Source organism: Pseudomonas sp. O230, from assembly GCF_045447035.1.
Classification (GTDB): domain Bacteria; phylum Pseudomonadota; class Gammaproteobacteria; order Pseudomonadales; family Pseudomonadaceae; genus Aquipseudomonas.
Map to the genome: position 1 here is coordinate 65,591 of NZ_JBJGXN010000010.1, position 14,915 is coordinate 80,505.

Genomic DNA, 14,915 nt, shown 5'->3' on the forward strand with positions numbered 1-14,915 from the left:
CAGAGTTTTCCAACCGACTTATCACGATCATCACGGAACCAAAGCAATGGCAAAAGATGCAAAAGTCGAATCAAAAAACCAGACTTTTGTCGGAGATCAGACTGAGACTTTGGTCCAGCCCGCGCCTGCTTTCGGGGCCGGTAACGCCGGTCACTGGCTCCGACGAATCAAGACCCAGATACGCAACCTGAGCCGCTCCACCCAGTTCGTGATTGCCGCCGCGCTGATTCTGGGGCTGACGATGTTTTTCGTCGGCAAACTGGTCAGCGCCCGGATCGAACGGGCGGCCGTGCAAAGCGCGGCCGAGGCCGGCGCCCACTACATGGAGGCGTTCCTGGAGCCCTACGTGCAGGAGATGAGCCGCAATAACGGGCTGTCGCCTCCCAGCATCAAGTCCCTGGACCGGCTCATGGAAAGCCGTTCGCTGAAACGGCACATCGTCTCGATCAAGATCTGGCGAGCCGACGGCACGGTGGTGTACAGCACCGACAAATCCATCACCAATCGCAAGTTCCCGATGGATGAGATCGCCGAAGCACTCAAGGGCAACGTGGTCACGGACCTGGAGGACCTGGATCAGGAAGAGAACGAATTCGAGCGCAAGCTGAACGTGCCGCTCTATGAAATTTATGCGCCGCTGCGGGAGTTCAACACCGGGAAAATCATCGCAGTGGGCGAGTTCTATGAAAGAGCCGAGAGCCTGGAGCAGGAAATCAATCGAGTGCGCCAGCAAGTCTGGATGGTGGTCGGTGCCGCGACCCTGGCGATGCTGATGCTGCTGTTTTTCCTGGTGCGACGCGGAGACAAGATCATCCAGCGCCAGCAAGTGGCGTTGCGCCTGCGTCTGCTGGAACAAACCCGGTTGCACGTCAGCAATGCCGCATTGCAGCGCAAGATGACCACGGCGACCCAGGAATTTTCGCGGATCAACGAACTGACCCTGCGCCGCATCGGTGCAGACTTGCACGACGGCCCGGCACAACTGTTGACGCTGATTCTGATCCGGCTCGACGATCTGGCCGAGAACTGCTCGACGGTCGATCAGGAGTCGATGGAGACCATTCGCGGCGCGGCGACCGACGCATTGCGCGAGGTACGGGACTTGTCCAGGGGGCTGGCCCTCCCGGAAATCAATGACCTGACGCTGCAGGAGGAATTGCAACTGGTGGCACAACGGCACGAGCAGCGCACCGGCAGCAAGGTCGAACTGAAACTGGGACCGTTACCCGATGCCGCTCCCCTACCGCTCAAACTGTGCATCTACCGTTTCGTGCAGGAAACCCTGAACAATGCCTATCGCCATGCGCAGGGCCAAGGGCAGGTCGTGAGCGGGAACCATCTCAACGGCAAGTTGCTCATTACGGTCAAGGACGATGGCCCGGGCATGGCCGCTGATGCGCTGCTGGTCGACACCCACGGCCGGACACGCTTGGGGCTGGTGGGTTTACGTTATCGCGTCGAATCGTTGGGGGGGCAATTCAGCATTGAAACAGCCCCCGGCAAAGGCACCTCGGTGAACGCCCAATTCAAGCTGTAGTCAGGAGCTACTCCGAGCGTCCAATTGCGCCGTCGCCGAACTGATGTGCAGTCGGCTAATGGCTTCGCGTTCCCAATAGCGGCGCAGGGCGGTGACGGCTTCCACCCGGTTGCGCGCATGCAGCTTCTGCATCACACAGGTCATGTAGTACTTGACGGTTTTTTCGCTAATCAACAGCTTTGAAGCAACTTCCTTATTGGTCAGGCCCTTTGAAACTTCACGAATGATCTGCTCCTCCCGATGGGTGAGGTCGATCTTGTGTACTTGCGCTTCATGCTTCTTGAAGTTGCTCAGCAGCTTATTGGCGAATTCGGGGGTGATGTACGTATCGCCCCGGGCGACCGAACGGATCGCCAGCACCAGGTCCGGCCCGCTGACGCCTTTCAAAACGTAGCCGCGCGCCCCGGCTTCCAGCGCGGCGTAAGCATCATCCTCGGACTCGGACACCGTCAGCATCAGCACCTTGACGTCGGGCAACTGCGTGGCAATGAAGCGCACCGTGCCAAACACATCCCCCGGCATGTTGACGTCCATCAGCATCACATCCGGGCGTGAATGCAGTGCGATAGTCCGGGCATCGTCAGCGCTGGCGCCCTGCTCGACCACTTGCAGGTCTGTCCTTTTTCTCAAGGTATTGGCTACGCCTTCACGCAACAACGGATGGTCATCGGCAATGCCGATACGGATAAACGGGTTCATAACGCGCTCCTGGGCAGGCAAGTGTGCGGATACCCTTGATTAATAGCAGCTAACCCGCGGGTATGCCGGGCGCTGGTCGGACAGGCCAAGGCCTGGAGTGTGGAAAATTAGACTTAAGTCGGACGAAATTTCACCGTCAATCATCCGTTCTACTCACAATTTTCTGAAAAAAATAACGCCAACCCATTGTTTTTGAAGACAGTCAAAACCGCCAATAAAACGCCGCCAGCACAAACCCGGCCCGGTCCCTCATCCGACCAACAGTAGCTCTCCTACGCTGAGGTACATGAAACCCCCGGCATTGGAACCTTCCGATGGACAAGAAAACCCGCCCAAGATCCGAGTTTGCCGAGGTGTTTTTTCGGCTGCGCCACACCTTCTATTCGCTGGCCGGGTTCAGTGGCGTGATCAACGTGCTGATGCTCGCGCCGGCCATCTACATGCTGCAGGTGTATGACCGGGCATTGGTCAGCAGCAACCTCACGACGTTGCTGATGCTGACGATCCTGATGATCGGGTTGTACACTCTGCTGGCGATGCTGGAAGTGGTACGCACGCGAGTGTTGATTCGGGTCGGCAATCGACTGGACATGGCCCTGAACCGACGGGTGTTCACCGCCGCGTTCGAACGCAACCTGCAACGGGCAGGCGGCAACCCGGCGCAGGCCCTGCAAGATTTGGCGCAAGTGCGCCAGTTTCTGACGGGCAACGGGCTGTTTGCGTTCTTCGATGCACCGTGGACGCCGATTTACCTGTTCGTCGCCTACCTGATTCACCCCTTGCTCGGGATCGTCACCCTGTGCGGTTCGCTGATTCTGGTGGCCCTCACCTGGCTCACCGAAATCGCCACCAAAAAACCGCTGGGTGAGGCCGGCCTGGCCGCGCAAGTCTCGGGCACGTTCGCCAACAACAACCTGCGCAACGCCGAAGTCATCGAAGCCATGGGCATGTTGTCGGCAATCACCCAGCGTTGGTTCGGCAGTCACCTGCGAATCCTGGAAATGCAAACCCTGGCCTCCGACCGGGCGGCTTACATCAGTGGCCTGGGGCGTTTCGTGCGGATCACCCTGCAATCATTGATTCTGGGCACTGGCGCCCTGCTGGCGATCGAAGGCTCGATCACCCCCGGCATGATGATCGCGTGCTCGATTCTCAGCGGCCGCGCGCTGGCACCGGTCGAACAACTGATCGGCGCCTGGAAACAGTTGCTGACCAGCCGCCGGGCCTGGTCGCGTCTTACGCACCTTCTGCAAGAATTCCCGCCCCGCGCCGATGCGATGAAGCTGCAACGGCCATTGGGCATGCTCTCGGTGGAGCACCTGCACGCCGGGGCGCCTGGCATGAGCCAATCGATCATTCGCGGCCCGCACTTCAACCTGTCGCCCGGGGAATCCCTGGGCATCATCGGCCCCTCCGCGTCGGGCAAATCGACCCTGGCGCGTTTGCTGGTGGGGATCTGGCCGGCGCAAAGCGGCAAGGTGCGCCTCGATGGCGTCGACGTTTACCTGTGGAACAAGGAAGAACTCGGCCCTTGGGTCGGTTACCTGCCCCAGGACGTGGAATTGTTCGAAGGCAGCATCGCCGACAACATCGCCCGCTTCGGCGTGGTCGACAGTGACGCCGTGATCGTCGCCGCCAAGCGTGCCGGCGTGCACGACATGATCCTGCGCTTCGCCCACGGTTACGACACGACCCTGGATGTGGACGGCAACCCGTTGTCCGGCGGGCAGCGTCAGCGCATCGGCCTGGCCCGAGCGCTCTACGGCGAGCCGGCGATCATCGTGCTCGACGAGCCGAACGCCAACCTCGACGACGCCGGGGAAAAAGCCCTGATCGACGTCCTTGAGGATCTGAAGATTCGGGGCTGCACCACGGTGCTGATCTCCCATCGTCCGAGCATCCTCGGCACCGTCGATAAAGTTCTGATGCTGCGTGAAGGCAGCACCCAACTGTTCGGCCCCCGGGAAGAAGTGTTCGCCGCGCTGCGCCAGACCAGCGTGCTGCCGACCGTGGGCGCCCCCACCCTGTCAGCCGTTCGCGGGAGAGAATAAATGGGCGCCTTGAGTGTTGATCCTCGCAGCCAGGAACTGGTGCGCGCGGTGGCCAATATCGATGTCGACGACCATCGCCCGGCTCGCTGGGGCGTGTTGCTGGTGATCCTCGGGTTTGGCGGGTTTCTGCTCTGGTCGTGGCTGGCGCCGCTGGACGCCGGGATCGTCGCCAGCGCCACCGTCAAAGTCACCAGCAACCGCAAGACCATCCAGCACCTCACCGGCGGCAGCGTCGAAGCGATCCTGGTGCGCGAAGGTGACAACGTCAGCAAAGACCAGGAACTGGTGCGGCTCGACGCCACCCAGGCACTCTCGGAACAAGGGGTGGTGAACGCGCAGTTCATCGCCACCATGACCATGCAAAACCGTTTGGAAGCCGAACGCGACGGCTTGCCTGACGTGGTGTTCGACCCGGCGATGTTGCAGCGCTTTGCCGGTAACGAACACTTGAACAACGCCATCAACCTGCAACGTCATCTGTTCGCCACGCGCCGCACCAGCCTGGAGGGCGAGGTCGGCATCCTGCGCGAGTCGCTCGTCTCCGCCGAAGCGCAGATCAAGGGCTTGCAACACATCTACGGCGTCCGCTCGGCGCAGATCGGCTTTCTCAATCAGGAACTGGTCGGGGTGCGCCAACTGGCGGCCGAAGGCTATGTGCCGCGCAACCGGATGCTGGAACTCGAACGCACCGGTTCGGACCTCAATGCCTCCCAGGCTGACAACCTCAACAACATCGCTCGGGCCAAGGGTCAGGTGGCCGACATCAAGTTGCGCATCCTTCAGCGCGAGTTCGACTACCGCAAGGAAGTGCAGTCGATGCTCGCCGATGTGCAAAAGGAAAACAGCGCCCTCACCGACCGTTTGCAGGCCTTGGATTATCAGGTGCGGCACACGGTGATCCGCTCGCCCATCGACGGCATGGTCCAGGGTTTGAGCGTCTCGACCATCGGCGGCGTGATCGCCCCCGGCTTCAAGATTATGGAAATTGTACCGGGCCACGAGCCGTTGCAGATCGATGCGATGATTCCGGTGCAAGCCATCGACCGCATGACGCCGGGCCTGCCGGTGAGCATCTCGTTCCCGGCGTTCAACCATGTACAAACACCGAACATCCCGGGGAAGGTGCTGACCATTTCCGCCGACCGCTTGCTGAACGAGGAAAACAAGCAACCGTTTTACCTGGCGCAGATCGAAGTGACGCCGGCCGGCATGGCCATGCTCGGCAGCAACCACATCCGCGCCGGCATGCCCGCTTCGGTCACTATCAAGACCGGCGAGCGCAATATGCTGAGTTACCTGTTGAAGCCGCTGCTCGATCGCGTCAATAGCGCGTTCAAGGAGCAATGACATGACCAGCGCCCGTCTGCTGATTGCCCTGTTGGTGTGCACGGCACCGTCGGCTCAGGCCCTGGACTTGCGCGAAGCCTGGAACCTGATGCAGTTCCAGGGCCCGACTTACCTGTCCGCCGGTCACGAACGAGATGCCGCGCTGGAAAACCGCGCCATCGGCCATTCCGGGGTGCTGCCCAAAATCGGCATCACCGCTTTCGACAACCACATCAACGGCACGCAAAAGCAGCCGGACTTTTTCGGCAACAGCCACACCAACGACCTGAACTACAACTCCCGCGGCGCGACCCTGCAACTGCGCCAACCACTGTTCAACAAACAGAAAATGGCCGAGTACCGCCAGGGCGAATACCAGGCCGACTACGGCGTCGCGGTGTTCGATGGCAAGGCACAGGACGCGGCGGTGAAACTGGCCGGGCGTTACTTCGACGTGCTGTTGGCCCACGAAACCGTGGAGCTGTCGATGGCCAAGCTCAAGTCCTTCAACGAGCAAGTGGCCTCGACCCAGCGCCGCAAAGACCTGGGCGACGGCACCATCACCGACGTAGACGAAGCGGCCGCCCGACGCGACCTGGCCCAGGCCGAACTGATCGAGGCCGAGGACAGCGTCACCGTGGCCCGACGCCTGTTGCAGGAATACCTCGGCCAGCCGCCCGAAGAGATCGCCACCCTGCAGGACACCTTCCCGACCCCGCCCCTGCAGCCGGACAACTTGCAGGAATGGATCATCCGCGCCGGCACCGACAGCCCCTCGATCCGCGCCCGGCGCTTGAACGTCAACACCGCCGACGAAGAAGTCGCCAAGGCCAAGGCCGGGCACTGGCCAACCCTAGATCTGGTGCTGGGCTACACCGCCGCCGACAGCGAAACCCTGTCCACCCAAAACCAGCGCAACCGCTACACCTCGGCCGGGCTGGAGCTGAACATTCCGCTGTACAGCGGCGGGTACGTCAGCGCCCGCGCCCGGCAAAGCGTCGCTACTCGGGATCAAGCCGAAGAAGACTTGAACGCCACCCGCGAAGAAATCATCTCTGGCACCACCCGGGAGTTTCGCGGCGTACAAAGCGGTGAAGCGCGCATCCATGCCTTGGAAAAAGCGGTCAAATCCAGCGAACGCTCGCTGGACTCCTCGAAAAAGGGCTTCCTGGCCGGCAGCAGCACCAACGTCGACATCCTCAACGCCCAGGAACAGATCTACACCGCCCGCCGCGACCTGTTTGAAGCCAAACTGCGTTACCTGCTGGCGAAACTGCGACTGGCGGCCAACGTCGGTGCGCTGGGGGACGACGACATCGCCAGTGCCAATGCTTATCTGGGGCCGAAGTTGGCGTTTTGAGCCAATGCACCGAACGCTTGAGGAACATCAATAAATACCTGCGTCCCATGGGTTACCTTGGTGCGACTCTCACGCCCCTGAGGCCAGTCCATGCTTTCTACCCGCACCGAAGTGGATGTTGCGATTATCGGCGGTGGCCAGTCCGCACTCGCCGTGGCTTACTTCCTGCGCCGAACCGGGCGCTCGTTTGTGATCATTGATGCCGAAGCGGCAGCGGGCGGTGCCTGGCGGCATGGCTGGAATTCCCTGCGACTGTTTTCACCCTCGACCTGGAGCTCCATCGCCGGCTGGATGATGCCGCCGGTCACGGACGGCTACCCCAGCCGCGACCACGTACTCGATTACCTGCGCCAGTATGAGCAACGCTACCAATTTCCTGTCGAACGGCCCTACTGGGTCAACGCTATTGAGCGCCAAGGCAATCGCCTTCACGTAAAAGCCCAGGGCCGTAGCTGGCTGGCGCGCGCGGTGGTCAGCGCGACTGGCACCTGGCGCCATCCCTACCTGCCGCATTACCCCGGCAGTGACACCTTTACCGGTCAGCAATTGCATTCGGCCCACTACGTCGACGCCAAACCGTTTGCCGGGAAAAAAGTCCTGGTGGTGGGCGCTGGTAACTCCGGTGCACAGATCCTCGCTGAAGTCTCGCAAGTGGCTGACGCAATATGGGTCACCCCGCAACCGCCACAATTTCTCGCCGATGATGTCGATGGCCGAGTGCTGTTCGAACGCGCCACCGAACGCTGGAAAGCCCAGCTCGCCGGCATTGTCGTTGAGCAACCGGTCGGTGGCTTGGGCGATATCGTGATGGTGCCGCCCGTCGTCGAGGCTCGGGAGCGCGGCGTACTGCACGCGGTTCGGCCGTTCCTGCGTTTCACCGAACACGGCGTGACGTGGGCTGATGGCTCGCAATCGCCGGTCGACGCGGTGATCTGGTGCACCGGCTTTCGCCCTGCCCTCGGCTATCTGGAGTCACTGGGTGTGTGCACTGCCGATGGGCGTGTGGCCGTCGACGGCACGCATTCGATACAGGAACCGCGCTTGTGGCTGGTGGGTTATGGCGACTGGACAGGCGCCGCTTCCGCGACACTGATCGGCGTCACCCGCACGGCACGCAGTACCGTTGAGGAGATTGAGCGGTTTTTAATGGAGCAGTGAGTCGGCTCGCCTTGGGTCATTGGGTTTCGAGACGCACAGCGATCCCGACGCCCCCGTCAGGTTACTCACCGGCTTCTGTAAAAAAACGCGCTGTGATATTCAGGCCAACGGTCCATTGCGGGGCAATTCAGCCTTCAGGATTGGAACCCCCACTCGGCTTTATCGCCAACACACTGCACGGCGCCCGAGGCAAAAGCTGTTCTGCCGTGGTGCCCAGGAGTTTGTTTAACCCGCTGTGCTGCACCGTCCCCATGACGATCACGTCAGTGCGGTGGTCAGCGGCAAAATCACAGATACTCGACAGGGGCGCGCCTTCGATGAAATGACGACGATCCGGCGGTACGCCATGCCGTTCAGACAACGCGGCAAATGTCTGGTGTTGCGCGGCACCCAGTGCTTGATGGATCCCGGTGGCCAGCGGCAGCGCGCCCATGCCCATATCCTGGGTGTATGCGGCCGTCCAGTCATACACGTGCACGAGTTCGAGCCTGGCATCACATTGCTCAGCCAGCTTCACCGCCGCGTCGATAATCTGATCGTTGAACACTATGTCTTGCTCTTCGCTGCGCAGCACATCGACAATCGCCAGCACATTGCGCGGCCTCGGGTTGAGCGCGTTCGTTACCAAATGCACGGGCACTGGACAATCTCGCAGCAGCTGCCAATCCAGCGGCGTGAAGAACACCCGTTTCAACACGAACTCTTCCTGGGCATCTTTGATGATCAGTGCCAGCGACATCTCGTTGACGAAATGCAGGATTTCTTCATAAGGCTGCTGCACCCACATCACCTCACTGGTGACCTCTACACCCTGTTGGCTCATCAACGCGGCTTGCTGGGTGAGCCATTGCCGGTGGGTGTGCAAATACCCTTCCCGGGCCGGGTTGATTTGCTCAGGCGCGAATAGTCCGGCCACCGCCAGAGCCTGCAAATAATCGAATGCAACGATGTGCAATGGTAATTGCATGGCGAGCGCCAACGCCGCAGCTCGGTCGAACGCCGGTGTACGGGTCATGGCTGGGGGAGCGATTAACAGTAAACGCTGAGTCTGCGACATGGGGCACCTCGGCACGCGGCGAACTGGAGGGAGTCACTAGAGCTTCAGTTTGGGCGCTTCAGGTCCGGGCGACTTGACCTTTGTCAGCTTAACGACGCGAGGCGCTTTCAGTGCAGCAGGGTGCCCGCCCACATCGCCAGCGTCAGACCCACCTGCCCGGGAATCACATACGCTGCGAACCGGCACCCGCCACTGACCCATGCCACCAGGCATTTGCTCACAGAGTTGCTACTTATTGCGATCAGCGCAGGGCCGATAATGGCCTCTAAAGGTAACTGTCCGGACTTGGCCAAGGCGGCGATCGATGCCGTTGAGGAGTGAGCGTCGGCGAAACCGGTAAACGTAGCCGTCAGCATCACCCCCACCTCCCCAAAGAGGTTCAGCATGACCGACGACAGCAAGGTGATGCCGGTCAGGGTCAGGGTCACGACCAAGGCCAACTTGAGACTAAATGCACCTCCGACCTTGATTGGCTGGTTGGCACCGGCAGCAGGTCTTGGAAACATCAGGCACAGGCCGTACAAAGCTGTGGCGATGAAACCACACAACAGTGGCCCCCACATTTGGCGTAAGAGAGCGATGTCGACCGCCGCCAGGATCAACCCGACCTGAGCGACGGTGGCCAGATTGGACAATATCGCGGCCGCGGCCAGGACTTTGATGTTGTCCGGTTCCTTGACGACAAGATGTCCCATGGTGGCGATGGTCACCGTACTGGACGCAAACCCGGAGGCGATGGCACTGATCGCATAGCCGTAATGGTTGCCCAAGGCACGCACTGCGATATGACCCACGGCCCCAACCGCCATCAGCATCACGGTCAGGGTGCAAATGGTGCGCAGATTGATCGCGGCATAGGGGCCAATGAAACGGTCCGGAGCCAAGGGCAATACCACCAGTGCGACGACCAAAAGCACCAGTCCATCGCGCATTTCTGCTTCGGTCAATTGGTTGTTGGCGAAGTGATGCAGTTTCTGGCGGTACGTCAGCAGGCCCGCTATCACCACGCCTACGGCAATGGCCAGTTCCGGTGCGGTGCCACACAAGGCCCCTAATACCAACACCGAGAGCAACGCCACTTCACTGGTCACGCCCGGGTCGTCGCTCAGGCTGCGCCAGTACGCCACGGTGACCAGCAACGCCAAACAGATCGCCATGATCCCTAACAACAGACCACCACCGACCTGCATCGCTACGTAGCCCAGCAACGCTGTGATCGCGAACGTGCGCAAACCGGCACAGGCTCGACTCTCCCCTTCCCCCTTGTGCCGCTCACGCTCCAGACCGATGAGCATACCGATCCCCAGCGCAGCCGCTGCGCCCGTGATGCCAAGCGTTTCATTCATAGTGCCCCCATTTGTGGATCGAGGCCGAGCCGCTGCCCGCACGTCGGTAGTATGTCCCGTTATCCGCTTGTTATGACAAAGATCAAGTCACCCTCCCCGGTCAGCGACAGAATAACTACAAGGATTCTCTACCCGAATACAGCTGGCATTCAGCGCAATTACCTGTGGGAGATTTGTCATGTCTGAGCAATCACGTTTCATGCTGGTCGTCTCACCCCTGATGGAGAACAGCCCCGCTTTCGACCGGGCAGCAGCGCTGGCCAAGGCTTCGGATGCGGCACTGCACATCGTCGCATTTGATTATCTGGAGGGGCTGGCGACCGCCGGCATGGTCAACGAACAAGCACTGGAGCAGATGCGAATCGGCTATGTCGAGCGCCATCGCCAGTGGCTTGAAGACCATGCTCGTCCCTTGCGCAAAATCGGAGTGCATGTCACCACTGAAGTGGTCTGGGTGGAAAACCCCTTGCAGGAAATCCTTATCCACCTCAAAGAACAGCCAATGGCTGCACTGATCAAGGCGCTCGAATACGAATCGCTGCTGTCACGCCTGATGTTCACGCCCCTGGATATCCATCTGCTGCGCGAATGCCCCGTGCCTTTGCATTTTGTCAGTCACGCGCAGCAAGCCCTGCCCCGCAAGATTGTCGCCGCCGTTGATCCTTTCCATCGAGATGGCCAATACGAAGGTTTCAACGACCGGATTCTGCGCGAAGCCTCAAAACTGGCGAACACCTGTAATGCGACGCTGGATGTGATCTATGCCCATGACCTTTCATCCATTGGCGCCGACGAATTCGGTTTCGACAACGCCTCCGCATTTTTCTCTTCAGGCAAAGCCAAGACCCTGTTCGATGCACAGGGCGACGCCTTCCGCGAGCTGGCCGAGCGCAATGGTATTCCTGCGGAGAACCAGCACATGATCATGGGCAATCCAGCCAAGGTTCTTTCCAGCTACGCTGATGCCTATAACATCGACGTAATCGTCATGGGCCGTGTAGGCCATCGTGGCCTGGACCGATTGGTCGGCAGTACGGTGGAACATCTGCTGTACAAAATGCCGTGCAGCGTGTGGGTGATTTCCCCAGAAGAACTGGTTGACTGATAGTCCCCGTGATCAGGGTCGCTCGCTGTTGCGTTAGCTAAGCGCACTTCGAGCGGACCCCCTCTCTGCCACAGCCAAAACCGGACCATCAGCGACCCGGTTTCGCTTGGCACTCTTCAAAATGATGCCGCAACAATGGCACCTCTCGCTAATAGCCAACGTAAACGCTTACTCCCCCATAAAATCCTGCCCGCAAGACATGATCAATAGCTAGCTATTGGTTCAAGAAAGTCTGAAGTATTCATTTGAACTTTCAGATTCTTTCCCGCCGCTGCCTGTGCCTAACATCGACGCCATGGCGAAGTAGCCACGGCAGCGCTTAGTGGGACCCAACACGCAGAGACCTGGCTGAAAATTCCTCTGCCGTTGCTGAACCTTGATTGCCGACTGGCTCCATCGAAGTGCTTTTGCAGCAGGCCCAAGTATTTTTGAGGATCACCAATGAAGCTGGAAATTTTCCGCACGCTGTGGGGCTACACCGCCAGCAAGGCCCAGGCGCTTGAAGAGTTGCTGCAGGCGGGCTTTGATGGAATGGAAGCGCGTCTGCCACTGGACGCCCGTGAGCGGGCTGAGTTCGCCGCCTTTCTCCAGGCCAATCGCCTGGGCTATATCAGCACCGTCTTCACCGCGTACGACGTGCTGCCGGACCAGTCGGCCTCCCCTGCCGTTCACCTCAATGACCTTGAGCAAAAACTTGCTTGGGCCGCCGAGCTCGGCCCACGCTTCGTCAACGTACTGGCGGGCAACGATCGCTGGTCCCTGCCACAGCAAGTGGAGTTCTTCGGTCAGGCACTGGAACTGGCGCGCAAGCACGGTCAGGTCTGCAGTTTCGAAACCCACCGTTCTCGATCGCTGTTCAACCCTTGGGTGACCCTGGAATTGATCCGGCAACTGCCCAATCTGTTGTTCACCAGTGACATCAGCCATTGGGTGGTGACCTGCGAGCGCTTGTTGAATGACCCGGCCGATGATCTGAGCGCCTTCATCGAGCGAGTTCATCATATCCAGGCCCGGGTCGGTTATGACCAAGGCCCGCAGGTTCCGCACCCGGCGGCTCCCGAGTATGCAAAAGAACTGGCCTTCCATCAGCAGCACTGGGAAAGCATTTGGCGCTCGCAGAAAGACCGCGGCTATCAGGTCACTACCCTGACCCCGGAATTCGGCGCCGATGGCTACCTGCATCATTTGCCTTTCACCAATGTACCGGTCGCCGATCTCTGGTCATTGAACGTGTGGATGGGCAACACCGAACGTGAACACTTCAGCCGTTTCAGCCAATCAAGCCATCCTTAGGGAGCCGATGCGTCATGCCTGACAATAACAACAACAGCGTTAGCACCGACACACAGAACGCCAACTTCAACAGCATCCCGGTGGTCAACATCGCCGGTCTGTTCAGCGTTGAACTGGAACACCGCCTGGCCGTGGCCGAACAACTGGGGCGTGCTGCCAGCGATGTCGGGTTCCTCTATATCACCGACCACGGTATCGACCCGCAGCTGATCAATAACCTGCGCAAGGCTGCCAAGGACTTTTTCGACCAGCCTTTCGACACCAAGATGCAGCACTACATCGGCACCTCACAAACCCACAAGGGTTTTGTACCTGAAGGCGAAGAGGTCTACTCCAAGGGCAAGCCGGACCACAAGGAGGCCTTCGACGTCGGCTTTGAAGTTCCGGCCGACGACCCTCTCGTGTTGGCCAACACCCCTTTGCTGGGGCCCAACGACTGGCCTCGGCTACCGGATTTCAAGGAGTCGGTACAGGCCTACTATGAAGCGATCTTCGCTTTGGGCCGCCGCTTGTTCGGCGGTTTCGCCCTGGCCCTGGGTCTGGAAGAAAACTATTTCGACAGCCTGGTCACCCGTCCACCGTCCAAGCTACGCCTGATCCATTACCCCTTCGACGGTGCCGCCCACGACGCACCGGGTATCGGCGCCCACACTGATTACGAGTGCTTCACCATCCTTCTGGCCGACAAGCCAGGCCTTGAGGTGATGAACGATCTGGGCCAATGGATCGACGCACCGCCGATTGCCGATGCCTTTGTGGTCAACATCGGCGACATGCTTGAAGTGATGACAGCAGGCACATTCGTCGCCACTTCGCACCGGGTGCGGAGCGTGAGTGAGGAGCGTTATTCCTTTCCCCTGTTTTACGCCTGCGACTACCACACGCAGATCAAGCCACTGCCCGCGTTCGCCCAGGCAGGCAAGGACTACGAAGAAATCGCGATCGGCGAACACATGTATGGCCAGGCGCTGCAGACCTATCAGTATCTGCGCCAGCGCGTGGCAAATGGGGAAGTTCAATTGCCAGAGAAGGCACGCAAGCCCGCCAGTTTCGGGCACTTGAAAAATCAGGCTCAACCGTCCTGATTGACGTTTTCAGCTACACACTTACCTACGCCGGAGTCAGTAAATAATGAAAAACAACAAAAAAACCCTATTGCGCCTGAGCGTATTGGCCGCCGGGATGCTCGGTGCCTCGTTGAGCATGGCCGCAGCAGACGCGTTCAAGGTCGGGATGGAAATCACCTACCCGCCCTTCGAGTCCTATGACAAGGACAAAAACGTAGTGGGTTCGGACCCGGAACTGGCAACAGCGCTGGCCAAGCACATGAACGCCAAGGTGGAGTTTATCGACACCAAATTCCCGAGCCTGATCCTGGGCCTGAACTCCGGCAAATACGACGCGATCATTTCCGGCATGTACATCACACCAGAACGCCAGACTCAGGCCCAGACCATCGCCTATGCCAATACCGGCGCTGCGGTCATGGTGCCCAAGGGCAGCGAGATCAATGCGAAAAAACCTGAAGACCTGTGCGGCTTGAAACTGGGCCTGGAACAGGGCACCACCTGGGTCAAGGAATTCAAGAAGCTTTCCGATGACTACTGCGTGCCGAACAACAAAGGCGCCATCACCGTCAGCGAGTTCCCTTCGGCCCCCGAAGTGACCCAGGCGCTGTTGTCTAAAAACATTCAGGCCCAGGTTGAAATCGCCGGTGCCGCAAAAATGATCGCTGAAAAGACCAATGGCCGCGTAGTGATCACCACTGAACACCCGATCTATCAGCAAACCCTGGGTATCTTCGTCAAGAAAGGTAACGACGAAACGTTCCAGGCCGTGCAAAAAGCGTTCGAGGAGACCAAAAAGAGCGGTGAGTACGCCGCTATTCTCAAGAAGTATGGCTTGGAAGAACCGACTGCTAACTAAGAACGTGTCCTTGTAGTCAGGTCATCTGCCGCCCCTGCACCGGGGCGGCAGATCGAG

12 protein-coding genes are annotated in these 14,915 nt (G+C 59.6%); 9 read left to right on the forward strand and 3 right to left on the reverse strand.

The features are described from left to right. The first annotated feature begins 46 nt into the window (after window positions 1-46). The gene (locus ACI77H_RS21760; protein ID WP_407013773.1) at window positions 47-1,537 is read left to right on the forward strand and encodes a sensor histidine kinase; all 1,491 of its coding nucleotides are present in this window, start codon (window positions 47-49) and stop codon (window positions 1,535-1,537) included. Here ACI77H_RS21760 and ACI77H_RS21765 read toward each other — a convergent pair whose 3' ends face one another. Continuing rightward, window positions 1,538-2,236 carry a response regulator gene (locus ACI77H_RS21765; RefSeq protein WP_407013774.1) on the reverse strand — a complete coding sequence of 233 codons (699 nt, stop codon included), beginning with the start codon at window positions 2,234-2,236 and terminating at the stop codon, window positions 1,538-1,540. It abuts the gene before it with no gap. 314 nt (window positions 2,237-2,550) lie between these two features. Between ACI77H_RS21765 and ACI77H_RS21770 the strand changes: the two genes are divergently transcribed. From ACI77H_RS21770 to ACI77H_RS21785, 4 genes are all read left to right on the forward strand, one after another. Beyond that, window positions 2,551-4,287: a type I secretion system permease/ATPase gene (locus ACI77H_RS21770; RefSeq protein WP_407013775.1), complete on the forward strand. Its 1,737-nt coding sequence runs from the start codon at window positions 2,551-2,553 to the stop codon at window positions 4,285-4,287. Next, entirely contained in the window at window positions 4,288-5,634 is a 1,347-nt protein-coding gene (locus tag ACI77H_RS21775) for an HlyD family type I secretion periplasmic adaptor subunit (RefSeq protein WP_407013776.1), read from the forward strand. Between the two features lies 1 nt (window position 5,635). Then, window positions 5,636-6,973 carry a TolC family outer membrane protein gene (locus ACI77H_RS21780; protein ID WP_407013777.1) on the forward strand — a complete coding sequence of 446 codons (1,338 nt, stop codon included), beginning with the start codon at window positions 5,636-5,638 and terminating at the stop codon, window positions 6,971-6,973. A gap of 90 nt (window positions 6,974-7,063) precedes the next feature. Continuing rightward, window positions 7,064-8,131: an ArsO family NAD(P)H-dependent flavin-containing monooxygenase gene (locus ACI77H_RS21785; RefSeq protein WP_407013778.1), complete on the forward strand. Its 1,068-nt coding sequence runs from the start codon at window positions 7,064-7,066 to the stop codon at window positions 8,129-8,131. 127 nt (window positions 8,132-8,258) lie between these two features. On the opposite strand, the gene ACI77H_RS21790 is transcribed toward ACI77H_RS21785, so the two are convergent. Both ACI77H_RS21790 and ACI77H_RS21795 read right to left on the reverse strand, forming a co-directional pair. Further along, the gene (locus ACI77H_RS21790; RefSeq protein WP_407013779.1) at window positions 8,259-9,188 is read right to left on the reverse strand and encodes a universal stress protein; all 930 of its coding nucleotides are present in this window, start codon (window positions 9,186-9,188) and stop codon (window positions 8,259-8,261) included. Window positions 9,189-9,295: 107 nt separating this feature from the next. After that, entirely contained in the window at window positions 9,296-10,534 is a 1,239-nt protein-coding gene (locus ACI77H_RS21795; RefSeq protein ID WP_407013780.1) for an MgtC/SapB family protein, read from the reverse strand. A gap of 178 nt (window positions 10,535-10,712) precedes the next feature. Here ACI77H_RS21795 and ACI77H_RS21800 point away from each other — a divergent pair, with 178 nt between their 5' ends. From ACI77H_RS21800 to ACI77H_RS21815, 4 genes are all read left to right on the forward strand, one after another. After that, window positions 10,713-11,639 (forward strand): universal stress protein, encoded by a 927-nt coding sequence (locus ACI77H_RS21800; protein WP_407013781.1) that lies wholly within the window; start codon window positions 10,713-10,715, stop codon window positions 11,637-11,639. A 441-nt stretch (window positions 11,640-12,080) separates the two neighbouring features. Next, window positions 12,081-12,932, forward strand: coding sequence for a sugar phosphate isomerase/epimerase family protein (locus tag ACI77H_RS21805; protein WP_407013782.1), 852 nt, complete (start codon window positions 12,081-12,083; stop codon window positions 12,930-12,932). Between the two features lie 14 nt (window positions 12,933-12,946). Beyond that, window positions 12,947-14,017 (forward strand): isopenicillin N synthase family dioxygenase, encoded by a 1,071-nt coding sequence (locus tag ACI77H_RS21810; protein WP_407013783.1) that lies wholly within the window; start codon window positions 12,947-12,949, stop codon window positions 14,015-14,017. Between the two features lie 46 nt (window positions 14,018-14,063). Beyond that, a complete protein-coding gene (locus ACI77H_RS21815; RefSeq protein WP_407013784.1) occupies window positions 14,064-14,858 on the forward strand; it encodes an ABC transporter substrate-binding protein in 795 nt (264 codons plus the stop codon). Window positions 14,859-14,915 lie beyond the last annotated feature (57 nt).